Source organism: Sulfitobacter sp. 1A13421, assembly GCF_043557285.1.
Taxonomy (GTDB): Bacteria; Pseudomonadota; Alphaproteobacteria; order Rhodobacterales; family Rhodobacteraceae; genus Sulfitobacter; species Sulfitobacter faviae.
The window spans coordinates 54436-77524 of the sequence record NZ_JBIFFQ010000010.1 but is presented as its reverse complement, the minus strand read 5'-3'; the positions used below and the strand labels follow the sequence as shown (position 1 = coordinate 77524).

Below are 23089 nucleotides of genomic sequence, written 5' to 3'. Positions count from 1 at the left end.
TCTTAAAAAGCGAGTATTTGACGTGACTAAACCGGCCTCCACCGTGACCCCGAACACTTGGGAATTTCTGCGCGATGCGATGATCACCCCCACAGGTTTCCGCGAATATGACGCGCGTTGGAAATACCCCGACGATATCAATCTGCCCGGCATCACCGCCCTCGGCCTTGGCCTTGGCACGCAGATGCATGCGCGTGGGATTGAGCCTGTCATCGCCGTGGGCAATGACTATCGCGACTATTCGCTCTCAATCAAAAATGCGCTGATGCTGGGGCTGATGCAGGCCGGGATCACGGTTAAGGATATCGGCCCGGCGCTTTCCCCAATGGCCTATTTCGCCCAGTTCCACCTCGATGCCCCTGCCGTTGCCATGGTCACGGCGAGCCACAACCCGAACGGCTGGACCGGCGTCAAAATGGGTTTTCAGCGCCCCCTCACCCACGGCCCGGACGAGATGGCCGAACTGCGCGACATCGTCCTGAATGGCCGCGGCGAGCAGCGCCCGGGCGGGGCTTATGAGTTCGTCGACGGCGTGCGCGAAGCCTATTTGGATGACCTTGTGGCTGACTTCAAAATGACCCGCAAACTGAAAGTCGTTTGCGCCACCGGCAATGGCACCGCGTCGGCCTTCGCGCCCGAGCTGTTCCGCCGTTTGGGGGTCGAAGTCGTCGATAGCCACAACACGCTCGACTACACCTTCCCCCATTACAACCCAAACCCCGAAGCCATGGAGATGCTGCACGACATGGCCGACAGCGTCCGCGTCTCCGGCGCTGATCTGGCGCTTGGTTTCGACGGGGACGGGGACCGCTGCGGCGTGGTGGATGACGAGGGCGAAGAGATCTTCGCCGACAAGATGGGCGTCATCATGGCCCGCGATCTGGCCAAGCTGCACCCAAACAGCACCTTCGTCGCCGATGTGAAGTCCACCGGTCTCTTTGCCTCGGACCCTGAGTTGCAGAAATACGGGGCCAAGGCGGACTATTGGAAAACCGGCCATAGCCACATGAAACGCCGGGTCAAAGAACTGGGCGCGCTGGCGGGGTTCGAAAAGTCCGGCCACTATTTCTTGGCCGAGCCGATTGGCCGTGGCTATGACTGCGGCATGCGCGTTGCGGTGGAAATCTGCAAACTGATGGACCGCAACCCCGACAAATCCATGTCGGACCTGCGCCGCGCCCTGCCTCAGACCTATTCGACGCCCACAATGTCGCCCTATGCCTCGGACACCGAGAAATACGACATCCTCGACCGGATCGTGCAAAAGCTCACAGCCAAGGCCGATGCCGGGGACAAGATCGGCGGTCGCGCGATTGCCGAGGTTATTACAGTCAACGGCGCACGCGTCATGCTCGACAACGGCGGCTGGGGCCTTGTGCGGGCTTCCTCCAACACGCCGAACCTCGTCGTGGTCTGCGAAAGCCCCGAATCTGACGCCGAAATGCGCGCGATCTTCGCCGATATCGATGCGGTGATCCGCACAGAGCCGGGCGTGGGCGATTACGATCAATCGATCTGATCGCCATTTACGGCACCAGAACGACAATGGCCCGGGGCATCGCCACCGGGCCTTTTTTCTTTGAACTAAAAGAGCTTACTTCAGCGCCGCTTCGCAGAAGGCGCGAATGCGATCGGCATCCTTCACCCCCGGCGCGCTCTCGACCCCCGAAGAGACATCAACCTGCCGCGCCCCGGTGAGGGCAATCGCCTCCCCCACGTTGTCGGCATTCAGCCCCCCGGCAAGCATCCAAGGCTTGGGCCAGCGACGCCCAGCGATCAGCCGCCAGTCAAAGGCTAAACCGTTGCCCCCCGGCAGCACCGCGTCCTTGGGCGGTTTGGCATCGACCAAAAGCTGATCCGCGACGGTGACATAGTCGTTCAGCAGCGCCAAATCATCGCGATCGGCCACGCCGACGGCCTTCATCACCGGCAGCCCATAGCGCGCTTTGACCTCGGCCACCCGCGCCGGGCTTTCGCTGCCGTGCAGCTGTAGCATGTCCAGAAAGGGCACCGCGGCCAGCAGCGCATCCAGCGCCGCATCGTCGGCATTGACGGTCAGCGCGACCTTGCAAATGCCGTCAGGCACTGCCTCGGTCATATGCGCCGCGGCCTCCAGCGACAGATGGCGGGGGGATTTTTCGAAGAAGACGAACCCCAAGGTGCGTGCGCCCGCCAAAAGGGCGGCTGGCACATCGGCAGGGTCGGTCAAACCGCAGATTTTTACGTTAACGTTCTCAGGCATGGGTGGGGTTTAGCCTGCTTCGTCGAGCAGCGCCAGCACCTCATCCTTGCCCTGATGCTTCTCTTCCTTGAGGCGGATCACCTCACGCTCCAACCGACGACGCTCACGGGCTTGCCGTGCCAGTTCGGCCCGGTGGCCGTGTTCGCGGATCCATTCCCAAACGAAGCCCACCAAAAGCCCTACGATGATCCCGCCAAGGATCACGATAAAGAGCGGCAGTTCGATAGAAGGGTTCACGGCAAACCAACCTGAAATCTCGGTTGGAAGCACTTGGAGTGTCACGATATTCCGGTTCGCCAGAGCAACGGAAACCAGCGCAATCGCGAAAAGCGCGATGCAGGCATAACGAATGTAACGCATCAGCTTTTCCCGTTCAGCCGGTCGCGCAAGAGCTTGCCTGTCTTGAAGAAAGGCACATGCTTTTCTTCGACATTCACCGTCTCACCGGTGCGCGGGTTGCGCCCCACACGGGCATCGCGTTTCTTAACGGAAAAAGCACCGAAGCCGCGCAATTCGACCCGGTCCCCACGCGCCATGGCGCCCGTGATCTCATCAAAGACCGTGTTTACGATCCGCTCAACATCACGTTGATAAAGATGCGGATTGTCGTCAGCGATCTTCTGGATCAGTTCCGACCGGATCATGGCACGTCCCCCGAGAATTTATTGATGTCTTACCCGACTATAGGAAATAACGCCCCACACGGGAAGGTGTTCCACCAGCGCCGCGATAGATTTTTCGCGGCGAAACCTCTGTTATTTCGGCCCTTTTCCGCCGCCTGCTGCCGCTGAAGGCCACGGCGCGTAGGGATTGGGCATAAGGGCCAAAACCCGCTTCGCGATTCGACCCCGCCCCCTGAACAGCAAAAGGCCCCGCATGTCGCCATGCGGGGCCTTCGCTAAGATTACATATTCAACGTGGAATATGCTTACTCGTCGTCGCCTTTCAGCGCCGCACCAAGGATGTCGCCCAAGCTCGCGCCGGAGTCGGAGGAACCGTACTGCTGTACCGCCTCTTTCTCTTCCGCGATCTCGCGTGCCTTGATGGAGACGCCCAGACGGTGTGCTTTCGCATCAACGTTGGTGATGCGCACGTCGACCTTGTCACCGACCGAGAAACGCTCGGGGCGCTGTTCGGCACGGTCACGGCTGAGGTCGGAACGACGGATGAAGCTCTTCATGCCTTCGTATTCGACTTCGATGCCGCCATCTTCGATGGAGGTCACAGTCACGGTCACGATCGAGCCGCGCTTCACGCCGCCCACGGCTTCGGCGAACTTGTCACCGCCGACGTTCTTGATCGAAAGCGAGATGCGCTCTTTCTCGACGTCCACTTCGGAGACAACGGCCTGAACCACGTCACCTTTGCGGTAGTCTTGAATCGCTTCCTCGCCGCGCTGGTCCCAGCTGAGGTCGGAGAGGTGAACCATGCCGTCGATGTCGCCGGGCAGGCCAACGAACAGACCGAATTCGGTGATGTTCTTGACTTCGCCTTCGACTTCGGTGCCCTCGGGGTGGGTCTCAGCAAAGACTTCCCATGGGTTGCGCATGGTCTGCTTGAGACCAAGGGAAACGCGACGCTTGGCGCTGTCGATTTCCAGAACCATGACTTCAACTTCTTGGCTTGTGGACACGATCTTGCCGGGGTGCACGTTCTTCTTGGTCCAGGACATCTCGGAGACGTGGACAAGACCTTCAACACCGGGCTCCAGCTCGACGAATGCGCCGTAGTCGGTGATGTTGGTCACGCGGCCGCTGTGCACGGAACCCAGCGGGTATTTCGCGCCGACCAGATCCCATGGATCTTCCTGCAGCTGCTTCATGCCGAGGCTGATGCGGTGGGTCTCTTTGTTGATCTTGATGACCTGAACCTTGATGGTCTCGCCGATCGACAGGATCTCGGAGGGGTGGTTCACGCGGCGCCATGCCATGTCGGTGACGTGCAGCAAGCCGTCAACACCGCCAAGGTCAACAAACGCACCGTATTCGGTGATGTTCTTGACCACACCATCGACGGTCTGACCTTCGGTCAGGTTGCCAATGACTTCGGCACGCTGTTCGGCGCGGGACTCTTCGAGGATCGCACGGCGCGATACAACGATGTTGCCACGACGGCGGTCCATCTTGAGGATTTGGAACGGCTGCTTGAGACCCATGAGCGGGCCTGCGTCGCGTACGGGGCGCACGTCGACTTGGGAGCCGGGCAGGAATGCAACTGCGCCGCCGAGGTCGACGGTGAAGCCACCTTTGACACGGCCAAAGATCGCGCCTTCGACACGCTCTTCTGCGGCATAGGCTTTTTCCAGACGATCCCAGGCTTCCTCACGGCGGGCCATTTCGCGGCTGATGACGGCTTCGCCACGCGCGTTTTCGACTTGGCGAAGGAAAACTTCGACTTCGTCGCCAACTTCGATTTTGGGGGATTCGCCGGGATCAGCAAATTCTTTCAGCTCAACGCGGCCTTCCATTTTGTAGCCGACGTCGATGATGGCTTGGCCCGCTTCGACAGCGATCACCTTGCCTTTGACGACTGTGCCCTCTTGGGGCGTGTCCATTTCAAAGCTCTCGTTAAGAAGCGCTTCGAATTCGTCCATTGCTTTAGTCATGTAGCTTTTCGTATCCTTATCAAATGTTTCTGGCCGCGCGGTTGTCTCCGCCGGTCTGGAGTTGCAATTGGTCGTTGTGGTGGCACCGTGCCGTTCTTGTCAGAGAAGCTCCGACATAAAAGCACAGCGGTTGACCCGCAGCCGAACGCAAACAAAAGAGGGCCGGTTAGTACCGACCCTGCCCGCTATATCGCGTCCGAAGCTGTAACCGCCCCTTAGACAAGGCGCGTATAGGCGAATTTTGACGCTCCTGCAAGGGCTATGGCGTGCTGGCCGGGGGATATGCGGGGTTCTGCCGGGCAAGGGCTCCGTAGCGCGTCCGGGGATAGAGGGCACCACAACGGATCAGGCCGAGCGCCGCGCTGCAACCTTTTCCTAGCGATCTGCACGGCCTCTGCCGCGGGAAGCCTGCCTCTCACCCGCTCCAGCCCGCGCCCAGCCCCGGCGCGGGTTTCGGCGGATCGGCAAGATCGCCTTCGGCAAGGTCACTGCCTTGATAGCTGGCAAGGTCCTCAACAAACTCCCAAAGGCGCAGAAAAGTGTAGTCGACCTTTCCTAACGCCTCCGCCACGGCGGCGGGGTTCGACCTGTCCAAGGCGCATAGCGCGCGCATGCTTTCATTCACCATCGGCTTGATATCCTGCGCGCATTCCTCGGTGAACCGCCGTAGAACGCTTTGCAGCTCAGTCCGTTTTTGCTCCTGCGTGGCCACGCCCAGTTGCAGAGCGGTCTTGTGAAGCGCGTGAAAGGCGGAACGCCTGAGCGTGCTTTGCGACAGTTCATCCTTGGCGATATAGTCACTACAGCCGCCGCGCAGCGCTTCGATCGCGACGTCGCTCTGCTCCGTCCCGGTGACCATCACCGTGGCCACACCACCGTTGCGCGGGTGGGCACGGATCATCTGCAAGCCGCGCAGGCCATCCCCATCGGGCAGGTTGTAGTCCAGCAAGATCAGGTCAAACGCCCCCTCATCCAACTGCTGGCCGAGGGCGGCGAGGCTCTCCGCCTCTGTCAAAGAGACAGGAAAATCCAAGCCCCCGCAGAGCCGTTTGATCCGCATCCGGTCAAAGCGCTGGTCATCCACGATCAGGATACGCGCCGCCGCCAAAGGCCCCGCCGCGCCATCCGCCCTATCGCCTGCACCGCTTCCGCGCCTTGCCACGCTCATCAGCCGTCCCCCTGCTTTGCCTCGGCATTTACACCCATGGAGCCTAACAAATGGTTAACCCGCCCCTATTCGCCGCCAGCCTTGCAGAGGAATGTTGCGGTGGCGCGGCGAGGCCGCTACACGAGCCGCCATGAGTGATACAACACGCCCCCGCCGCAACTTCTATGGCCGTCTCAAAGGCAAAGCGCTGAAGAAGTCGCAAAAGACCTATATCGATGAAGACCTCGACGCATTGTCGCCGGGGGCCGTCGATTGGGAGAGCAATCCCGACCGTAGGCCCCTTGACCTTGATACGCTGTTTGGCGGGCGCAAGGTCTGGCTGGAAATCGGCTTTGGCGGCGGTGAGCATCTGGTGCATCAGGCCGGGCAAAACCCGGATGTAGGCATCATCGGCTGCGAGCCTTACATCAACGGCGTCGCCATGTTGCTGGGCAAAATCCGGCGCGCGGGCGTGGACAACCTCGCCATTCACCCCGGTGACGTGCGCGATATGTTCGACGTGCTGCCCGAAGCCTCCATCGACCGGGCGTTCCTGCTTTATCCCGATCCTTGGCCGAAAACCCGCCACCACCGCCGCCGTTTTGTCACGCCCGAGCATCTGGAGCCGCTGGCCCGCGTGCTGAAACCCGGTGCGATCTTCCGCGTGGCGACGGATATTGAGGATTACGTTCGCCAGACGCTCGAACAGGTGCCGCAGCATGGGTTTGATTGGCTGGCCGAAGGGCCTGACGATTGGCGCGCGCCTTGGGATGACTGGATTTCGACCCGCTATGAGCAAAAGGCGCTGCGCGAAGGGCGCACCCCGCATTATCTGACCTTCCGCAAACGCTAAATATTTGCAGCTGATACCACCCCGTTTCCAATCCATCGCACGCGCGGCGATGGACGCTGCCGCCCGCCTGCGATAATAGGAACCTTGAGCAGATCAGAGGTACCTCATGTCCAGTCACGGCAGCCCCATTCCTATGTCATCGCGCGCCTGCGGGCCGCTTAGCGGCACCGCCGAAGTGCCCGGCGACAAGTCGATCTCGCACCGCAGCCTCATCCTTGGCGCCATGGCCGTAGGCGAGACCACGATCACCGGGCTTTTGGAGGGGCAAGACGTGCTCGACACCGCCAAGGCCATGCGCGCTTTCGGGGCCGAGGTGGTCGACCACGGCGGCGGCTCCTATTCCGTGCACGGCGTGGGCGTCGGCGGCTTTGCCGAGCCGGACAATGTGATCGACTGCGGCAATTCCGGCACCGGCGTGCGGCTGTTGATGGGGGCGATGGCGACCTCTCCGATCTCGGTTACCTTCACGGGCGATGCCAGCCTCAACAGCCGCCCGATGGCGCGGGTGACCGACCCGCTGGCGCTGTTCGGCACGCAAACCGTGGGCCGCGCCGGGGGCCGCCTGCCGATGACACTCGTGGGCGCGGCCGAGCCCGTGCCAGTGCGCTACACCGTGCCCGTGCCTTCGGCGCAGGTGAAATCCGCGGTGCTGCTGGCGGGGCTGAATGCGCCGGGCAAAACCGTGGTGATCGAGGCCGAGGCCACCCGCGACCATACCGAGCGGATGCTGGCAGGATTTGGTGCCGAGATCACGGTCGAAGAGACTGACGAGGGCCGCGTCATCACCCTGACCGGCCAGCCAGAGTTGAAGCCGCAGCATATCGACGTGCCGCGCGACCCCTCCTCCGCCGCTTTCCCCGTTTGTGCCGCGCTGATCGTGCCCGGCTCAGACGTGCTCGTGCCGGGCATCGGCTTGAACCCTACGCGGGCGGGGCTGTTCACCACCCTGCGCGAGATGGGCGCGGATCTGACTTATGAAAACGAACGTACCGAGGGCGGCGAGCCTGTGGCCGACCTGCGCGCAAAGTTCTCGCCCAACCTCAAGGGCATCGAAGTACCGCCCGAACGTGCGGCGAGCATGATCGACGAATACCCCGTGCTCTCGGTCGTGGCAGCCTGTGCGACGGGCGAGACCGTGATGCGCGGCGTCAAGGAACTGCGCGTCAAGGAAAGCGACCGGATTGAGGCCATGGCCAGCGGGCTGCGCGGCAATGGGGTCGCGGTCGAAGACGGGCCGGATTGGTGGACCGTCAAAGGTCTGGGCCACGGCAATATCCCCGGCGGTGCAACCTGTCAGAGCCATCTCGACCACCGTATCGCCATGTCGTTCCTGATCCTTGGCATGGTCGCGCAACAGCCGGTACAGGTGGATGACGGCGGACCCATCGCCACCTCCTTCCCAATTTTCGAGCCGCTGATGGCCTCCTTGGGTGCGCAGGTCGAACGGTTGCCTGCGTGACAGGCGACCGGCTGATCTGGCTCAGCCTTTGCGCTGCACTGGCCTTTGCAGCCCTTGCGGGCTTTGCCGAGACACATCTGCGCGCGGCGGGCATCGGCGTCTTGGACGGGCGGCTTCTGGGCTATGATCTGCCCGAGGCGCGCTCCTATCTGTCAGCACTCAGCCCCGAGCAGACGGCGCTGTATCTCGGCCAGTTCCGGCTGGCCGACACCGCCTTCCCCGCCCTTTTGGCGCTGGCCTTGCTGCTGTGGTTCCGGCGCTGGTCGTCGGGCGGGCTGCGGCTGGGGCTGACGCTGGCCGTGGCCCTGTATCTGGGGGCGGATTACACCGAAAACATGCTGATCGGGCGGCTGGTCGAATTGGGGCCGGACCGGATCACCGCACAGGCCGTCGCAACGGCGAGCCTGTTCACAAATGCGAAATGGGTGATACTGGCGGGCTGTTTCACGGCGGCCCTGCTGCTTGGCCTGCGGGCCCGGAACAAAAGGAATTTGCAATGACGGACAACAAAACCAACGGCATCACCGTTGCCATCGACGGCCCCGCCGCGGCGGGCAAGGGCACCGTGGCCAAGGCCGTGGCGGCACATTTCGGCTTTGCGCATCTCGACACCGGGCTTTTGTACCGCGCGGTCGCGGCCAAGACCCTCACCGGGATGGACCCGGAAGAAGCGGCCCAGACCCTCGCCCCCGTCGATCTGGAAGACCCTACTCTGCGCAGCCCCGAGGTTGCCCAAGAGGCCAGCAAAGTGGCGGTGATCCCCGCGGTGCGTGCCGCCCTTGTGCGGTTCCAGCGCAGCTTTGCCACCCGCGCAGGTGGTGCGGTGCTCGACGGGCGCGACATCGGCACGGTGATCTGCCCCGACGCGCCGGTCAAACTCTTCATCACCGCCAGCCCCGAAGTGCGCGCACAGCGCCGTTTCGCCGAACTGTCGGGCAAAGGGATCGAGACCAGCTATGAAGATGTGTTGGAAGACGTGCGCCAGCGCGACCTGCGCGACATGAGCCGGGACCAAGCGCCGCTGAAACCTGCCGAGGATGCCAAGCAGATCGACACGACGGAAATGGCGATCGAAGATGCAGTGGCCGCCGCCGTGGCCTTGGTCGAGGCGAAACGGGGCTGACCCCCGCCGCGAAAAGGGGGGCGCTGTCGCCCACCCCCTCAATCCTTACACAGCCGCCTTCAACTGATCGACCAGATCGCGGCGTTCCCAGCTGAAACCGCCATCCGCGTCGGGCGCGCGGCCAAAGTGGCCATAGGCCGCCGTGCGCTGGTAGATCGGCTTGTTCAACTGCAGATGCTCACGAATGCCGCGCGGGGTCAGGTCGATGATCTGGCGGATCGCCTTTTCGATCGCCGCGTCATGCACGTCACCGGTGCCATGGGTGTCGCAATAGATCGAAAGCGGCTCGCTCACGCCAATCGCATAGCTCAGCTGGATGGTGCATTTGTTCGCCAGCCCTGCCGCTACGACGTTCTTGGCCAGATAGCGCGCCACATAGGCCGCCGAACGGTCGACCTTGGTCGGGTCTTTGCCCGAAAACGCGCCGCCGCCATGCGGTGCGGCCCCGCCATAGGTGTCGACGATGATCTTGCGGCCCGTGAGGCCCGCGTCGCCATCCGGCCCGCCGATCACGAAAACGCCGGTCGGGTTCACATGCCAAACGGTGTCGGCGTCGATCCAACCCTCGGGCAGCACCTCACGGATATAGGGCTCCACGATCTCGCGGATATCGGCGCTGGTCTGGCTTTCGCTCTCATGCTGGGTCGACAGCACGATGGAGCTTACGCCCACCGGTTTGCCGTTCTCGTAACGCACCGAAAGTTGGCTTTTCGCATCGGGCCGCAGGGTCGGCTCGGTCCCGTCTTTGCGCACCTCGGCCAGACGGCGCAGAATCGCATGGGCGTAGTGGATCGGCGCGGGCATCAACTCGGGCGTCTCATCAGTGGCGAAACCGAACATGATGCCCTGATCGCCTGCGCCCTCTTCCTTGCCATCGGCGGCATCGACGCCTTGGGCGATATGCGCCGACTGCGGGTGCAGCAGATTGGTGATCTCACATGTCGCGTGGTGGAACTCATCCTGCTCGTAACCGATGTCTTTGATACAGGCGCGGGCGATATCCTCGACACCCGCCAGATATTCATCGAGCTTGGTCTTGTTGGCCAGCCCGACCTCGCCCCCGATCACGACGCGGTTGGTGGTGGCAAAGGTTTCGGCGGCGACCCGCGCTTCGGGTTCCTCGCTGATGAAAGCGTCGAGGATGGCATCGGAAATCCGGTCGCAGACCTTATCCGGGTGCCCCTCGGAAACGGATTCCGAAGTGAAAGTATAGTTCTGACGGGACATGTAGTGCTCCAATAAAAATTACGCACCACGTCAGGAAGCCGTTGTGGTGCTCTCCCAACGGCTTAGACAACCGCTGGTGGATGGTCAATCGGCATTCCCCGGGCTGCGACGGCGGGCCACGGCAAGCCCGCCAAGGCAGAGGGTCAGAAGCAGGATCAAAGGCAAATCACCGCTGCGACTGTAGAGCGTTGGTGCCAATGGCGCAGGCAGCGGCGCGTCGATGAAGCCCGCGGAATTGAGCGGCAGCGAAGCGATCACCCGCCCCTGCGGGTCGATCATCGCCGAGATGCCAGTATTGGCCGCCCGGGCCATGGGCAACCCCTGCTCGATCGCGCGCATCCGCGCTTGGGCCAGATGCTGACGCGGGCCTGCGGCCTTGCCGAACCATGCGTCATTGGTGACCTGCATCAGAAAGGCGGGCCGCGCCGGGGCGGCGTTCACGTCATGGGCAAAGACGGCCTCGTAGCAAATCAACGGCAATGCGGCACCGAGCGGCCCCAGTTCCAAAACCTGCGCGCCCGGCCCGCTGGAAAAGCCGTTCCCCTCCTGCGCGGCAAGCCCGTGGATACCGAAACGCGCCATCAGATCCCCCAAGGGCATGTATTCGCCAAAGGGCACGAGGTGATGTTTGTCATAAAGCTGATCGACCGCGCCATCGGCGTCCAACACAACAAGCGAGTTGTAATAGCGCATGTTCGACCGGCGCTGCACGCCCAGCACCACCGGCACGTCCGAAGCCGCGCCAATCTCGGCCAATGCACTCCCCGCCATATCCAGCGACCATGGGATCGCGGTTTCGGGCCAGATCACCAGATCGGGGGCCGTGCTTTCGTCCTGCGGCTCGGCGGCGGTGTAGTCGAGTTGGCGGGAGAAATAGAATTCAAAGGTATCGGGGTTCCACTTATCGCGTTGCGCGGCATTGGGCTGCACCAAACGCACCACGTTCTCGGTCAGCACCGCGGGCGGCGCTTGCGGGGGCAACAGCAACAGCAGCACCGTCGACAAGGCCAGCGCCCCCTGCCCCAACCGCAGGCTCAAAGGGCCGCGCAGCAGCAAGATCGCGGCAATGGCGAATAGCCAGAGGTTCAGCGCATAGGGGCCGACCCAGGCGAGGCCCTGCCCCGCCATCACGCCAACCAGTCCTTGAGCGGGCATGGCCCATGGGAAGCCGGTGAAAATATAGGCGCGCAGCAGTTCCACCGCCGCCCAAGTCAGCGCCAGCGCCAGCCCACGCTTCGGCGCGATCCAACGGGCGAGGCCAAAAGCCACCCCCCAGAACAGCGCCATGCCAGCGGCCAGAAGGATCAGCGCAAAAGGCGCCATCCACCCATGCCGCGCCACATCGACCATGAATGGCGAGACGATCCACTGCAGCGCATGCAGGAAATAGCCAAAGCCAAAGCCCCAGCCTAGAAGCACCGCCCGCACTGGCCCGCCAGATTGCGCGCGAAACAGCCAGAACGCGGCTACCAGCCCGGCAAAAAGCAAAACAGGCAGTTCATAAGGCGCGTGCCCGAAGGCTGCGATGGCCCCGGCGAGGGGGGCCAGCAGCAACCGGCCCCGCATCGCCAGCCGTTGCCTCATCCCCCGGCCCCTTGGGTGCGGACCCGCAACCGTTTGATGCGGCGCGGATCGGCGTCGATCACCTCGAACTCTGGCCCGTCGGGGTGCAAGACCACCTCGCCCCGCGCAGGCACGCGGCCCGACAGCATGAAAACCAAGCCGCCAAGCGTGTCGATCTCTTCTTCGTCGACGGTCTCATGATCGGTCAGGGAATGGCCAATCTCAGCCTCGAAATCCCCCAGTGGGGTCTTGGCGAGTGCCAGATAAGTGCCGGGCTTTTCGACCGTCCAATAGGTGCCCTCGTCGACGTCATGTTCGTCTTCGATCTCACCTATGACCTGTTCGATCAGGTCTTCGATGGTCACCAGCCCGTCGACACCGCCATATTCGTCGATCACCAGCGCCATATGCCGCCGCTCGGCCTGCATCTTGGTCAGCAGCACGCCGATGGTCATCGACGGCGGCACATAGACCAAGGGCCGCAGCAGGGTGCGCAGATCGAATTTGGTGTTTTTACCGTTGAAACCGTGGTTTAGCGCAAGGTCTTTGAGGTGGACCATACCAACGGGCGTGTCGAGCGTGCCATCATAGACCGGCAGGCGGGTCATCCCGCTTTCCTTGAAGACCGAGACCAGCTCATCCAGCGTGGCGCTGACCGGCACGGCGGTGATATCCGCCTTTGGGATCGCCACGTCATCGACCCGCATCCGGCGCAGGTTCATCATGCCGTGGCCCGTGGGCCGCTCAGCCTCTGCCGAGGTCTCTGGCGTGTCGTCCTCACTGTCCGATGGGCTTAGCGCCTCGAACACCCGAGAAAAGAAATTACCGGTGCGCATCGCGCCATCATCCGGCTGCTCATGTCTGTCTTCATCTATCAGCGCGCTCTGCGCCGCGTCAGATGATCCGTCTGTATCGCCCATTGGGTCCCGTCTGTGTTACAAAGCCCCTCAAGGCCCATTTTCCTTATATGGGTCATCATAACCCATTTTGCCAAGTATTTCGCACTCCAACCCCTCCATCAACGTCGCGTCGGGGTCATTTTCATGGTCATAGCCCAGAAGATGCAACAGCCCGTGCACGATTAAATGGGTCACATGGGCATCTAATGGCTTCTCCGCCGCCGCGGCTTCAGCGGCGCATGTCTCGAAAGCCAAGGCGATGTCGCCCAGTTCGAGCATCCCGTCAATGCCGGGGGCGACAGGCAGCGGATCGCCGCCCGGGGTGACCGCCCCGCGTTCCTCCGCAGGCCAACTTAGCACATTGGTCGCCCGCGCTTTGCCGCGAAAGTCTTCGTTTAGCGCCGCAATGCGGCTGTCGTCGCAGGCCAGCAGGGTCATCTCAGCGGCTTCGGCATCAAGGCCGAGATGGCCCAAGGTAGCCCGCGCCGCGGCATGGGCGCGCGTTTCAAGGTCGACCGCGGCCCAGCGGTCGTCCTCGATCACGATGTCGAAATCCTCCAGCATCACATCAAGCGGCACCGCTATCGGCCTCATAAGCTTCGATAATCGCCGCGACCAGCGGGTGGCGTACCACGTCTTTGGAGGTGAAGTAGTTAAAGCTGATGCTGGGGATTTGCTTCAGCAAGCGCTCCGCATCCTGAAGCCCCGACTGCACGCCGCGCGGCAGGTCGATCTGCGTCCGGTCGCCGGTGATCACCATGCGCGAATTCTGCCCCAGACGTGTCAGGAACATCTTCATCTGCATCGAGGTGGCGTTTTGCGCCTCGTCCAGCACCACGAAAGCGTTCGACAGCGTTCGCCCCCGCATGAAGGCCAGCGGCGCGATCTCAATGCGCTTTTCCTCTAGCAGTTTGGCCAACTGCTTGCTCGGCAAAAAGTCGTTCAGCGCGTCGTAGAGCGGCTGCATATAGGGGTCGACCTTGTCCTTCATGTCGCCGGGCAGGTAGCCCAGCTTCTCGCCCGCCTCGACCGCGGGGCGGCTGAGGATGATCCGGTCCACATGGCCGCCGATGAACATCGACACGCCCACGGCGACAGCCAGATAGGTCTTGCCGGTGCCCGCAGGGCCGATGCCAAAGGCCAGTTCGTTGTCGAAGAGCGATTGCACATAGGCTTTCTGCGCATCGGTGCGCGGCTCCACCCGTTTCTTGCGGGTCTGGATTTCGATCGCATCCGAGATCGGCATTTCAAGCTGGTCACCCTGACGCACGCCGGTGCCTGCGCCGGAGTTCCCCATACGCAGCAGACCGTCCACATCCGCAGGCTCAACCGCCCGGCCACTTTCCAGCCGGACATAGAGCGCATTGAGCAGGCACTCAGCCTTCTCCACGGCCTCGCCTTCGCCCAGAATTTGCAGGTGATTGCCGCGCCGGATGATCTGCACCTCAAGCGATTTTTCGATGGCCGCCAGATGCGCGTCATAGGCGCCGCAGAGGTCGATCAAAAGGCGGTTGTCGGGAAATTCCACCACCCGTTCGGCCGCGGTTTCCGGTGTCATCAGATCAGTTGAAGGCAATGCGCGTATCCTTTGTGAAGCACTAAATGTTGAAATAGTCAGACCGGATCGATTTACCAACCCGTCGCGACAAAAAGGGCCGAAGCGCAACGCGCTCCGGCCCGGGGTCTGTGATATGGCCCGCCAAGGTCAGTTCGGGTCTTTGATGTTGGAGCCGCCTTTGAAGTGGCCTGCGGTATGTGTCGGTGGCGCCACGCCCGAGCAGACCGGCTTGCCGAATTTATCGAGCCGTGCCGAAAGATAGCCCTCGACACCGTCGTCGATGATCCAGTGGTCGCAACCGTTGGGATCGACCCAGATGCCCGCCTGAAGGTTGCTCAGGTGCTTTTTGTCGATGCCCCGGTCAAAGGTCTTGTCCGAAGGGTAGCCCCGGCCCAGACCGCCTTCGTAATCGGTACAGGCCGAAAGGCCGACGGCACAGGCTGTGACCATGAGAAGTTTTGTCTTAATCACTTTTACGGTCCCTTCAGCGAATGCAGATGATTTCGACACGGCGGTTCTTGGCCATGTTCGCAGCGGAATTGTTCGGCACGGCGGGCATCCGTTCGCCATAGCCCCGCACATCGGCGATCTTGGCACCCACTTGATTGGCGATGCGCGCCACGGCATTGGCCCGATTGTAGGACAGGCGCATGTTATAGGCGTCCGATGCGCGGCTGTCGGTATGGCCGGTGATGATGTAGGATACCGCCCCGGTCGATTGGAAGAAGTTCGCCAGCCGCGCCCGGCCTTGCGGCGAGATGCTGTATTTGTCGGTGGCAAAGAACTGATCCGCCTCCATCACGCCGCAGACATCGCCGCGGCGGCACACCGGAATGCCCTGCCGGGTGACATGGGGGGTCATATAGCCCTCGGCCCCGTCATCCATAACCCAATGTTCACAGCCATCCGGGTCCACCCAGATGGTCGGCGTGTAAACGCCCTTGTCGCGGCCCTGTTGCGAGGGTGTCTGCGCATCGGCCGAGGTGCTGGCCACGGTCAGCGCCGCTGCCATCGTCAGGCTGGCCATGGCGCGCAGTGCTTTGGAAATAGTGGATCCCACAGCGTTTGTCCTATTCTAATTTCTGGTTCTTATCTTTGGCAAATGCGACCCCTCCCCGGACCCGCGCCTTTTGAGTATAGGGTCAGGTTAGGTAAAAACGGTCTCGCTGTGAAGCTGTGAAATCAACATTTTGTGGCCGAACCTTGGCGGCTTACAACGAATCCACCGCGGGGTAGCGGCAAAACGGCCTCGGAGAGCGGCCATTTCACCCTGCCCCGATCCGCCGAAAACAGGCCATTGGAGACGGCTTGGCGACAATCCCATGCAAGCCATTGAGATTGTTCGCAAACAACAGCCCCTGCCATTGAATTTTCTTGAAAATCGCACCTTTAGACCTAAACCTCTTTCCATCGGATCGCGAGGGTGGGACTTCGCGCGGCTTTGCCGATCTTGATTGCTGCAATGAAAACTGGGGGACCAACTTATGATGAAAACGCTACTCGCCACCGCCGTCACCGGCCTGCTTGCCCTGCCCGCTTTCGCGGGGGGCGTGAAATACGCCTATCACAACCAAGGTGTGGCCCATCCCACGGGCAATGTGATCCACGTCAGCTGCTACCGCGGCCCGTGGAACGACGTGATCTGGGACCGGCCAAACTCGGTCTTCGTGGATAGCCTCGTGGCCGTGGGCTATGACTTTGCCACCGCCCATGCCGTGGCAGAACGGGTCTGCCGGGATCACACACTCGTCGGCAACCCCGAGGGGCTGAAAGCGACGATGAAACGGATCTTTGCGGATGCCGCGTCGCACCGCAAACACAACTACTGACAAGCCAAGGGTGCGCGGCGACGCGCACCCGTTGCAGGCCCTTTAGGGCTTCGGGTCAGACCAGAACGGCGGCCAAAGAGTTCGTCTTGGCCTCGGTCACCCGCACGCGCTGGATATCACCGATCTGCGCCGTGCTATCCTCGATATGAACCGCATGCAGATACTCCGACTTGCCCAGCATCTGACCGGGTAGACGGCCCTTCTTCTCAACCAGAACCGAGACTTCGCGCCCCACCATCGACTGCTGGATTTCCTGCTGGTGCTGGGTGATCAGCCCTTGCAGACGCTGCAAACGGTCATCGGCCACGGCTGGATCGACCAGCGGGCGTTCGGCGGCGGGCGTGCCGGGGCGGGTCGAGTATTTGAACGAATAGGCATAGCCGTAGCGCACCTGCCGGACGAGATCCATCGTGGCCTCGAAATCCGCTTCGGTCTCTTCCGGGAAGCCCACGATGAAGTCACCTGACAGCACGATGTCGGGCCGCGCTTCGCGGATGCGCTCAAGCAGTTTGAGGTAGCTCTCGGCGGTGTGGCTTCGGTTCATCCGTTTCAGGATATGGTCGCTGCCCGATTGCACCGGCAGATGCAGATAGGGCATCAGTTCGGGCACCTCGCCATGGGCCGCGATCAGATCGTCGCCCATGTCGTTGGGGTGGCTGGTGGTGTAGCGGATACGCTCCAGCCCGTCGATCTTGGCCAGCGCACGGATCAACCCGGCCAGCGTCATGCCGCCGTGGTAGGCGTTGACGTTCTGGCCCAGCAAAGTGACCTCGCGCACGCCGCGTTCGACCAGATCGCAGGCCTCGTCCAGCACCTTTTCGGCAGGGCGGGAGACTTCGGCGCCGCGGGTATAGGGCACCACGCAGAAGGCGCAGAACTTGTCGCAGCCCTCTTGCACGGTCAGGAAAGCCGCGGGGGCGCGTTTCGCCTTGGGGCGGCCCTTGAGGTGGTCGAATTTGTCTTCCGCCGGGAAATCGGTGTCGAGCGCGCTTTGCCCGCCCTGCACCTTCGCCTCCATCTCCGGCAGACGGTGGTAGCTTTGCGGGCCAACCACCAGATCGACGGCGGGCTGGCGGCGCATGATCTCTTCGCCCTCGGCTTGGGCCACACAGCCCGCCACGCCGATCTTCAGATCGGGCCGCGCGTCTTTCAGCGGTTTCAGACGGCCCAGTTCGGAATAGACCTTCTCCGCCGCCTTCTCGCGAATGTGGCAGGTGTTGAGCAGGATCATATCCGCGTCATCGGCCCGGTCGGTGGTGACATAGCCCTGCCCGCCCAGGCTCTCGGCCATGCGTTCGCTATCATAGACGTTCATCTGGCAACCATAGGTCTTGATGAACAGCTTTTTCGGTTGGGTCATGGCGGGCATCCAAGGGTTTTGACGGATTTCGGGCAGATGGCGTCGTCTAACAGCGGTGGCCGCGTCTTGCAATGCACCCGGAATTGGCCGACTTTACCGGCGGCAAATTCCAGCGGGGGCCTATGCGGTATCGCAATCTCGACCAGCTTATAAAAGAGGGCCGCATGGCGCTGAACACAGGCCCGATCGCCATGATCCTGGTCGAGGATGAGGTTGAGGTCGACACCACCCTGCGCCACCACCAGCAGGCGGGGTTCGACAGCGTCGTGGCGCTGATGCCCCCCGGCTTCGAGTTGCCCCGCGACCTAGAGGGAAGCGTGCTGCGGGTCGACTATGACACCACTGCCGAAGCCGCGTTGGAGCGGGCCGTGAACCGCATGATCGCGGCGGTTCCGGGGCAATGGCTCTATTACTGTTACAACGCCGAATACCTGTTCCACCCATTTAGTGAGACGCGCAACGTCAAGGAATTGCTGGCCTTTCACAGCGAAGAACGGCGCGATGCCATGCTGGCCTATGTGGTCGACCTCTATGCGCTAGACCTCAAGCAATACCCCGATGCCGTCTCACTCGATCAAGCGCATTTGGACCGATCGGGCTATTACGCGCTCGCGCGCAAGGATGCGGCCCGGCAGGGGCATCCCAAGGAACGGCAGCTTGATTTCTTTGGCGGGCTGCGCTGGCGGTTCGAGGAACATGTGCCGCCGCAAAGCCGCAAGATCGACCGTATTCCGCTGTTTCGCGCCAAACCGGGGCTGAAGCTGCGCGGCGACCACACGTTCAACGACGAGGAATACAACACCTACGCCTGCGAATGGCATCACAACGTCACGGCGGCGATCTGCTCGTTCCGCACGGCCAAGGCGCTGAAGCGCAATCCCGGCAGCCGCTATGACATCGCTACATTCCAGTGGCACAACTCCGAGCCGTTCGAGTGGCATTCCCGGCAGTTGATGGATTTGGGTTTGATGGAGCCGGGGCAGTGGTTTTGACAGGCTCCCCTTTCAACTGACCCGCCCGGTGGCACACCGGGCATCGCCCTCCCTCCCCCCGGAGGGCGATCTTGCAACGTTTCGGCAGACGGGCCAGCCACGGTCCAGAATGACCGTCCCAAACCACGCGACCGCTCATCACCCACCAGGGAGGGCGACACCCTCAGCGCATGGTGGCTAACCTTTTCGGCGCACGGATAAGACGCCGTCGGTATCCGCTACCCTCACCGTTCAGCCCGCAACCGCCCAAAACCCGCGCCCGTCCAAAACCTCCTTGCACTCACCCGCCATGCACCTATGACGGAAGACAGCCTGAACGGGAGGGTCCGATGGCCGTCAACTTGCTCGACACATTCATCAAACCGATGCACCGCGAGGGCATCAAATTCGTGGCGATCTTCGCCGCTGTCACGCTGGTCCTCTTCGCCATCGAAGAAGTCCTCGGCTGGATCGGCGTCGGCCTGACGATCTGGTGCTACTACTTCTTCCGCGACCCCGAGCGTGTCACCCCCGACCGGCCAGACCTGATCGTCAGCCCCGCCGATGGCATCGTCTCGCTGATCGAGCCTGCGGTGCCGCCCGCCGAGCTGGGGATGCCGGATGTGCCGCTGACCCGCGTCAGCGTCTTCATGAGCGTCTTTAACTGCCACATCAACCGCGCCCCCGTCGCGGGCAAGGTGCAGGCCGTGGCCTACCGTCCGGGCAAATTCTTCAACGCCTCGCTTGATAAAGCCAGCGCCGACAACGAGCGCAACAGCCTCTGCATCCGCATGGACGACGGGCGCGACATCGCCGTGGTGCAGATCGCGGGCCTCGTTGCGCGGCGCATCGTCTGTTTCGTGAAATCCGGCGACGGGCTTGAGACCGGCGAACGCTTCGGCTTGATCCGCTTCGGCTCCCGGCTAGATGTTTACCTGCCCGAAGGCGTCGACCCGATGGTGCGCATCGGGCAGACCATAGTCGCCGGGGAAACCGTGCTGGCCGAGTTGAAACAGCCGGTCATAGAGACCGCCCCGCTTTAGGAAAGACCCCATGCGCCCCCCTTCTGAAAAGACCGGCGCGGACCTTGCGCTGATCCAGCTTCTGCCCAATGCGCTGACGATCACCGCGATCTGCGCGGGGCTTTCGGCGATCCGGTTCGGGGTGCAGGGCAACTATGTCCTGGCGGTGCAACTGATCCTTCTGGCCTGTGTGCTGGATGGGTTGGACGGGCGGCTTGCGCGGCTTTTGCGGTCTTCCAGCCCGATGGGGGCGGAATTGGACTCGCTTGCCGATTTTTTGAACTTCGGCGTGGCCCCGCCGCTGATCCTCTATTTCTGGGCGCTGCAAGACATGCGCAGCGCGGCTTGGATTTCCGTGCTCGTCTACGCGGTCTGCTGCGTGGTGCGGCTGGCGCGGTTCAACGTCAACGACAAGGCCGAAGCGGCCAAGGCCAAGAACGGCGATGCGGTGGGCGAATCCGGCTCCTTCTTCACCGGCATCCCCTCGCCCGCAGGCGCGCTGCTGGTGCTCTTGCCGATGACCCTGTCCTTTGCCTTTCACAACCGGCCCATTCTGCCGGATTGGATGATCTGCCTGCATATGGTGCTGATCGGTTTTCTGATGATCAGCCGCATCCCCACATGGTCTTTCAAAACCACCAAAGTCTCCCGACGCCATGTGAAATACCTGCTGGTGGGCGTGGCAATTTTCGCCGCTGCTTTGGCCACCTACGCTTGGACCACGCTCGTCGTCCTCTGCTTGGCCTATATCGGCATGGTGATCTGGGGGCTTTTGAGAGCACGGAAAACGAGTTTAACCAAAAGGAATTGAAATGGACATCAAGGCGGTCGAGACATCCTATGCCCGTTGGGCACCGATCTACGACAAGACCTTCGGCGCGCTGACCAGTGGCGGTCGCCGTCATGTCGTGGCCCATATCAACAAGGGCAGCGGCTCTGTCCTCGAAGTGGGTGTCGGCACCGGCCTGTCCCTGCCCCACTACGCGCCGCACCTCTCCGTCACGGGCATTGATTTCAGCGACGAGATGCTCGCCAAGGCCCGCCAGCGCGTCACCCGCGAAGGGCTGCAACATGTAGCTGACCTGCGCCAGATGGACGCGCGCGACCTCGACTTCCCCGATGCCAGTTTCGACACGATTGCTGCGATGCATGTGCTCTCCGTGGTGCCCGAGCCCGAGCGCGTGATGGAGGAAATCGCCCGCGTGCTCAAACCCGGCGGTCAGGTGGTCATCGCCAACCATTTCATGCGCACCACGGGGGTGCTGGGCTTTCTAGAAAAAGTCTCGGCCCCCTTTGCGAATACGCTTGGCTGGCATTCGGATTTCGAGATGGAAACCGTGCTGCAACAAGACGCGCTGGAGGTCGAAGACGAACGCGCCCTGCCGCCCATGGGCATGATGACCTTCCTAGTGTTGCGAAAACGCGGCTGATCACGCAGGCGGCGGGGCGTGCCCCGCCGGTTCAGGTCTTCCGGCGCAGCCGGATCACCACATCGACCGAGGCAATCTCGGCCCCCTCAGGCGCATCGGGAAGCTGCGCGATCACCAACTTTTCCGAGGGCGCATCGGTCAGCTTGCTGTCGTCTTCCCAAAAGAAATGCGGGTGGTCGTGGGTGTTGGTGTCGAAATAGCTTTTCGAGCCATCCACGGTCACCTCCTGCAACAGCCCGGCATCACAGAACGCCCGCAGCGTGTTATAGACCGTGGCCAGCGAGACAGCCTCGCCCTGCCCCTTCGCAGCCTCAAACAGGCTTTCGGCGGTGACGTGGCGGTCTTGCCCATCGCCCACCAGAAGGTTCGCCAGCGTGACACGTTGGCGCGTGGGGCGCAGCCCGGCCTGAGCCAACCAGCGCGTTCCGACCTCTTGTACCTCTGCGGACATCAGTTCCCTGCCTTTCAGGGTCATATAAAGGAGGAAATCCCCGGTTTTCAATTGAAAACCTCGCACCAATCGTCGCAGCGTCCCTGCCGCGCCCTTGCGGCACGCGGCGGCGGGGTGCTAAACGGGGCCGGATGTTATAACAGAGCAGCAGGAGAGCCGCAGGATGGCCGACTACCCCACGAGTTTCGACAAGGAAGATCTGCTGAAATGCGCCCGCGGTGAACTTTTTGGCCCCGGCAACGCACAGCTTCCCGCCCCGCCGATGCTCATGATGGACCGGATCACCGATGTCTCGGCCGATGGCGGCGCCCATGGCAAGGGCCATATCACCGCCGAGTTCGATATCACCCCGGACCTGTGGTTCTTTGAGTGCCACTTCCCCGGCAATCCGATCATGCCCGGCTGCCTTGGCCTTGACGGCCTGTGGCAGCTCACGGGCTTCAACCTCGGCTGGCGTGGCTGGCAGGGGCGCGGCTATGCGCTTGGCGTGGGCGAGGTGAAGCTCACCGGCATGGTGCGCCCGGACCGCAAGATGCTGACCTACAAGATCGACTTTACCAAGGCGATCCAAACCCGCCGCCTGACCATGGGTGTGGCCGACGGCATCGTAGAAGCCGATGGCGAGGTGATCTATCAGGTGAAAGACATGAAAGTCGCCCTCAGCGAGAGCTGAAGCGCTGCGACCTTACGGATATAAAAAGGGGGCCGCGCGGCCCCCTTTTTCATTGTCGCTCAAAGCGTTTCCATTTCCTGCACCTTACCGTCATGAGGCCCGGTCACCGCGGCCTCGGCCAATACGGCTGCCACATCGGCACGATGCGCCTCGCCCTTCTGATCGACACCTTCGCCGAGATTGACCGCATTGGTCTTGGGGTCATCGGTCAGCGCCACGGGCCGCAGGATCGAATGGGTCAGGCCGGATGCTTGCAGATGTTCATCCGCCGCCTGCTTCGCCTTCAGGTAATGGGTCATCTCATGATCCTCCGGCGGATTATCGGCGCCCACCGAACTCAGCATCACAAAGCGGTCGACCTCGGCCTCGCGGGCCAGATCGACCAGACGCTGCGCGCCTTCGCGGTCGACCTTCTCAGTCATCTCCGGCCCCGTGCTGCCGCCCGACCCGGCGGCGAAAACAACGGCGTCTACACCGTCGCACACACCTGCTTGCAGGTTGGTCAGATCGCCCTTCCGCTCTTCGGTGCCCTCGGGCAGCACAGAGGTATCAGAACCGCCGCGCACCAGTGCGATGGGCTCGGCTCCGCGATCTTTCAATTCACTGACGAGCAGACGCCCGGTTTTGCCGGTCGCACCGGCGACAAGTACTTTCATGGTCATATGGAACCTCTCGGA

25 protein-coding genes, 1 pseudogene and 1 riboswitch are annotated in these 23089 nt (G+C 62.2%); of the genes and pseudogenes, 11 read left to right on the top strand and 15 right to left on the bottom strand.

What is annotated here, in order from left to right; translation table 11 throughout:
• Positions 1 to 22 precede the first annotated feature (22 nt).
• Complete coding sequence (locus ACGYLI_RS15480) at positions 23 to 1519, top strand: phosphomannomutase/phosphoglucomutase (RefSeq protein ID WP_394419799.1); 1497 nt, start codon at positions 23 to 25, stop codon at positions 1517 to 1519.
• A gap of 75 nt (positions 1520 to 1594) precedes the next feature.
• Here the strand turns inward: ACGYLI_RS15480 and ACGYLI_RS15475 are convergent, their stop codons facing one another.
• The 5 genes and pseudogenes from ACGYLI_RS15475 to ACGYLI_RS15455 all read right to left on the bottom strand — a co-directional run bounded on the left by ACGYLI_RS15475 (position 1595) and on the right by ACGYLI_RS15455 (position 6015).
• A complete protein-coding gene (locus ACGYLI_RS15475) occupies positions 1595 to 2242 on the bottom strand; it encodes a phosphoribosylanthranilate isomerase (protein WP_394419798.1) in 648 nt (215 codons plus the stop codon).
• 9 nt (positions 2243 to 2251) lie between these two features.
• Positions 2252 to 2602, bottom strand: a complete 351-nt coding sequence (locus ACGYLI_RS15470) for a lipopolysaccharide assembly protein LapA domain-containing protein (protein WP_067261428.1) — start codon at positions 2600 to 2602, stop codon at positions 2252 to 2254.
• Entirely contained in the window at positions 2602 to 2886 is a 285-nt protein-coding gene (gene ihfB, locus ACGYLI_RS15465) for an integration host factor subunit beta (RefSeq protein ID WP_067261426.1), read from the bottom strand. The genes ACGYLI_RS15470 and ihfB overlap by 1 nt, the downstream gene beginning before the upstream one ends.
• Before the next feature lie 284 nt (positions 2887 to 3170).
• Positions 3171 to 4865, bottom strand: a pseudogene (gene rpsA / locus ACGYLI_RS15460) (30S ribosomal protein S1); the annotation flags it as partial.
• A gap of 397 nt (positions 4866 to 5262) precedes the next feature.
• A complete protein-coding gene (locus ACGYLI_RS15455) occupies positions 5263 to 6015 on the bottom strand; it encodes a response regulator (protein WP_394419797.1) in 753 nt (250 codons plus the stop codon).
• 130 nt (positions 6016 to 6145) lie between these two features.
• On the opposite strand from ACGYLI_RS15455, the gene trmB reads away from it, so the two are divergent.
• The 4 genes from trmB to ACGYLI_RS15435 all read left to right on the top strand — a co-directional run bounded on the left by trmB (position 6146) and on the right by ACGYLI_RS15435 (position 9429).
• Positions 6146 to 6847 carry a tRNA (guanosine(46)-N7)-methyltransferase TrmB gene (trmB, locus tag ACGYLI_RS15450; protein ID WP_067261420.1) on the top strand — a complete coding sequence of 234 codons (702 nt, stop codon included), beginning with the start codon at positions 6146 to 6148 and terminating at the stop codon, positions 6845 to 6847.
• 106 nt (positions 6848 to 6953) lie between these two features.
• Positions 6954 to 8306: a 3-phosphoshikimate 1-carboxyvinyltransferase gene (gene aroA, locus ACGYLI_RS15445; RefSeq protein WP_394419796.1), complete on the top strand. Its 1353-nt coding sequence runs from the start codon at positions 6954 to 6956 to the stop codon at positions 8304 to 8306.
• Complete coding sequence (locus ACGYLI_RS15440) at positions 8303 to 8806, top strand: hypothetical protein (protein WP_394419795.1); 504 nt, start codon at positions 8303 to 8305, stop codon at positions 8804 to 8806. The genes aroA and ACGYLI_RS15440 overlap by 4 nt, the downstream gene beginning before the upstream one ends.
• Positions 8803 to 9429 (top strand): d(CMP) kinase, encoded by a 627-nt coding sequence (locus tag ACGYLI_RS15435; protein WP_271689435.1) that lies wholly within the window; start codon positions 8803 to 8805, stop codon positions 9427 to 9429. The genes ACGYLI_RS15440 and ACGYLI_RS15435 overlap by 4 nt, the downstream gene beginning before the upstream one ends.
• Before the next feature lie 45 nt (positions 9430 to 9474).
• On the opposite strand, the gene metK is transcribed toward ACGYLI_RS15435, so the two are convergent.
• The 7 genes from metK to ACGYLI_RS15400 form a co-directional block, all read right to left on the bottom strand.
• Entirely contained in the window at positions 9475 to 10656 is a 1182-nt protein-coding gene (metK, locus tag ACGYLI_RS15430; RefSeq protein ID WP_271691856.1) for a methionine adenosyltransferase, read from the bottom strand.
• Positions 10657 to 10660: 4 nt separating this feature from the next.
• Positions 10661 to 10709, bottom strand: a riboswitch (SAM-SAH riboswitch).
• A gap of 31 nt (positions 10710 to 10740) precedes the next feature.
• On the bottom strand, positions 10741 to 12240 hold the full coding sequence (lnt, locus tag ACGYLI_RS15425) for an apolipoprotein N-acyltransferase (RefSeq protein WP_394419794.1): 1500 nt from the start codon (positions 12238 to 12240) through the stop codon (positions 10741 to 10743).
• Positions 12237 to 13139, bottom strand: a complete 903-nt coding sequence (locus ACGYLI_RS15420) for a hemolysin family protein (protein ID WP_394410554.1) — start codon at positions 13137 to 13139, stop codon at positions 12237 to 12239. Before ACGYLI_RS15420 ends, lnt begins: the two co-directional genes overlap by 4 nt.
• Before the next feature lie 27 nt (positions 13140 to 13166).
• A complete protein-coding gene (ybeY, locus tag ACGYLI_RS15415; protein WP_394419793.1) occupies positions 13167 to 13712 on the bottom strand; it encodes an rRNA maturation RNase YbeY in 546 nt (181 codons plus the stop codon).
• Positions 13687 to 14676, bottom strand: a complete 990-nt coding sequence (locus ACGYLI_RS15410) for a PhoH family protein (RefSeq protein ID WP_394419792.1) — start codon at positions 14674 to 14676, stop codon at positions 13687 to 13689. The genes ybeY and ACGYLI_RS15410 overlap by 26 nt, the downstream gene beginning before the upstream one ends.
• Before the next feature lie 147 nt (positions 14677 to 14823).
• Positions 14824 to 15147: a hypothetical protein gene (locus tag ACGYLI_RS15405; protein ID WP_197470808.1), complete on the bottom strand. Its 324-nt coding sequence runs from the start codon at positions 15145 to 15147 to the stop codon at positions 14824 to 14826.
• A gap of 13 nt (positions 15148 to 15160) precedes the next feature.
• Positions 15161 to 15736 (bottom strand): OmpA family protein, encoded by a 576-nt coding sequence (locus ACGYLI_RS15400; protein WP_394419791.1) that lies wholly within the window; start codon positions 15734 to 15736, stop codon positions 15161 to 15163.
• Positions 15737 to 16163: 427 nt separating this feature from the next.
• On the opposite strand from ACGYLI_RS15400, the gene ACGYLI_RS15395 reads away from it, so the two are divergent.
• On the top strand, positions 16164 to 16505 hold the full coding sequence (locus ACGYLI_RS15395) for a hypothetical protein (RefSeq protein ID WP_271691860.1): 342 nt from the start codon (positions 16164 to 16166) through the stop codon (positions 16503 to 16505).
• 55 nt (positions 16506 to 16560) lie between these two features.
• Here ACGYLI_RS15395 and miaB read toward each other — a convergent pair whose 3' ends face one another.
• Positions 16561 to 17865 (bottom strand): tRNA (N6-isopentenyl adenosine(37)-C2)-methylthiotransferase MiaB, encoded by a 1305-nt coding sequence (gene miaB, locus ACGYLI_RS15390; protein ID WP_394419790.1) that lies wholly within the window; start codon positions 17863 to 17865, stop codon positions 16561 to 16563.
• Between the two features lie 122 nt (positions 17866 to 17987).
• On the opposite strand from miaB, the gene ACGYLI_RS15385 reads away from it, so the two are divergent.
• From ACGYLI_RS15385 to ACGYLI_RS15370, 4 genes are all read left to right on the top strand, one after another.
• Positions 17988 to 18857 carry a hypothetical protein gene (locus ACGYLI_RS15385; protein WP_394419789.1) on the top strand — a complete coding sequence of 290 codons (870 nt, stop codon included), beginning with the start codon at positions 17988 to 17990 and terminating at the stop codon, positions 18855 to 18857.
• A 329-nt stretch (positions 18858 to 19186) separates the two neighbouring features.
• Positions 19187 to 19879: a phosphatidylserine decarboxylase gene (locus tag ACGYLI_RS15380; protein WP_394419788.1), complete on the top strand. Its 693-nt coding sequence runs from the start codon at positions 19187 to 19189 to the stop codon at positions 19877 to 19879.
• A gap of 10 nt (positions 19880 to 19889) precedes the next feature.
• Entirely contained in the window at positions 19890 to 20669 is a 780-nt protein-coding gene (pssA, locus tag ACGYLI_RS15375) for a CDP-diacylglycerol--serine O-phosphatidyltransferase (protein ID WP_067261404.1), read from the top strand.
• Between the two features lies 1 nt (position 20670).
• Positions 20671 to 21288, top strand: a complete 618-nt coding sequence (locus ACGYLI_RS15370; RefSeq protein WP_271689428.1) for a class I SAM-dependent methyltransferase — start codon at positions 20671 to 20673, stop codon at positions 21286 to 21288.
• Positions 21289 to 21319: 31 nt separating this feature from the next.
• Here ACGYLI_RS15370 and irrA read toward each other — a convergent pair whose 3' ends face one another.
• Positions 21320 to 21739, bottom strand: coding sequence for an iron response transcriptional regulator IrrA (gene irrA, locus ACGYLI_RS15365; protein WP_394419787.1), 420 nt, complete (start codon positions 21737 to 21739; stop codon positions 21320 to 21322).
• A gap of 163 nt (positions 21740 to 21902) precedes the next feature.
• On the opposite strand from irrA, the gene fabA reads away from it, so the two are divergent.
• Complete coding sequence (gene fabA, locus ACGYLI_RS15360) at positions 21903 to 22412, top strand: bifunctional 3-hydroxydecanoyl-ACP dehydratase/trans-2-decenoyl-ACP isomerase (RefSeq protein ID WP_067261401.1); 510 nt, start codon at positions 21903 to 21905, stop codon at positions 22410 to 22412.
• A 59-nt stretch (positions 22413 to 22471) separates the two neighbouring features.
• Here fabA and ACGYLI_RS15355 read toward each other — a convergent pair whose 3' ends face one another.
• On the bottom strand, positions 22472 to 23074 hold the full coding sequence (locus ACGYLI_RS15355; RefSeq protein WP_394419786.1) for an SDR family oxidoreductase: 603 nt from the start codon (positions 23072 to 23074) through the stop codon (positions 22472 to 22474).
• Positions 23075 to 23089 lie beyond the last annotated feature (15 nt).

Coding starts and splice junctions, on each gene's coding strand:
- ACGYLI_RS15385 (WP_394419789.1), top strand. CDS start 17,988: ATGCGGTATCGCAATCTCGACCAGCTTATAAAAGAGGGCCGCATGGCG.
- lnt (WP_394419794.1), bottom strand. CDS start 12,240: ATGAGGCAACGGCTGGCGATGCGGGGCCGGTTGCTGCTGGCCCCCCTC.
- ACGYLI_RS15420 (WP_394410554.1), bottom strand. CDS start 13,139: ATGGGCGATACAGACGGATCATCTGACGCGGCGCAGAGCGCGCTGATA.
- ACGYLI_RS15470 (WP_067261428.1), bottom strand. CDS start 2,602: ATGCGTTACATTCGTTATGCCTGCATCGCGCTTTTCGCGATTGCGCTG.
- irrA (WP_394419787.1), bottom strand. CDS start 21,739: ATGTCCGCAGAGGTACAAGAGGTCGGAACGCGCTGGTTGGCTCAGGCC.
- trmB (WP_067261420.1), top strand. CDS start 6,146: ATGAGTGATACAACACGCCCCCGCCGCAACTTCTATGGCCGTCTCAAA.
- pssA (WP_067261404.1), top strand. CDS start 19,890: ATGCGCCCCCCTTCTGAAAAGACCGGCGCGGACCTTGCGCTGATCCAG.
- metK (WP_271691856.1), bottom strand. CDS start 10,656: ATGTCCCGTCAGAACTATACTTTCACTTCGGAATCCGTTTCCGAGGGG.
- ACGYLI_RS15355 (WP_394419786.1), bottom strand. CDS start 23,074: ATGACCATGAAAGTACTTGTCGCCGGTGCGACCGGCAAAACCGGGCGT.
- ACGYLI_RS15395 (WP_271691860.1), top strand. CDS start 16,164: ATGAAAACGCTACTCGCCACCGCCGTCACCGGCCTGCTTGCCCTGCCC.
- ihfB (WP_067261426.1), bottom strand. CDS start 2,886: ATGATCCGGTCGGAACTGATCCAGAAGATCGCTGACGACAATCCGCAT.
- aroA (WP_394419796.1), top strand. CDS start 6,954: ATGTCCAGTCACGGCAGCCCCATTCCTATGTCATCGCGCGCCTGCGGG.
- ybeY (WP_394419793.1), bottom strand. CDS start 13,712: ATGAGGCCGATAGCGGTGCCGCTTGATGTGATGCTGGAGGATTTCGAC.
- ACGYLI_RS15435 (WP_271689435.1), top strand. CDS start 8,803: ATGACGGACAACAAAACCAACGGCATCACCGTTGCCATCGACGGCCCC.
- ACGYLI_RS15410 (WP_394419792.1), bottom strand. CDS start 14,676: ATGACACCGGAAACCGCGGCCGAACGGGTGGTGGAATTTCCCGACAAC.
- fabA (WP_067261401.1), top strand. CDS start 21,903: ATGGCCGACTACCCCACGAGTTTCGACAAGGAAGATCTGCTGAAATGC.
- ACGYLI_RS15475 (WP_394419798.1), bottom strand. CDS start 2,242: ATGCCTGAGAACGTTAACGTAAAAATCTGCGGTTTGACCGACCCTGCC.
- ACGYLI_RS15370 (WP_271689428.1), top strand. CDS start 20,671: ATGGACATCAAGGCGGTCGAGACATCCTATGCCCGTTGGGCACCGATC.
- ACGYLI_RS15455 (WP_394419797.1), bottom strand. CDS start 6,015: ATGAGCGTGGCAAGGCGCGGAAGCGGTGCAGGCGATAGGGCGGATGGC.
- ACGYLI_RS15380 (WP_394419788.1), top strand. CDS start 19,187: ATGGCCGTCAACTTGCTCGACACATTCATCAAACCGATGCACCGCGAG.
- miaB (WP_394419790.1), bottom strand. CDS start 17,865: ATGACCCAACCGAAAAAGCTGTTCATCAAGACCTATGGTTGCCAGATG.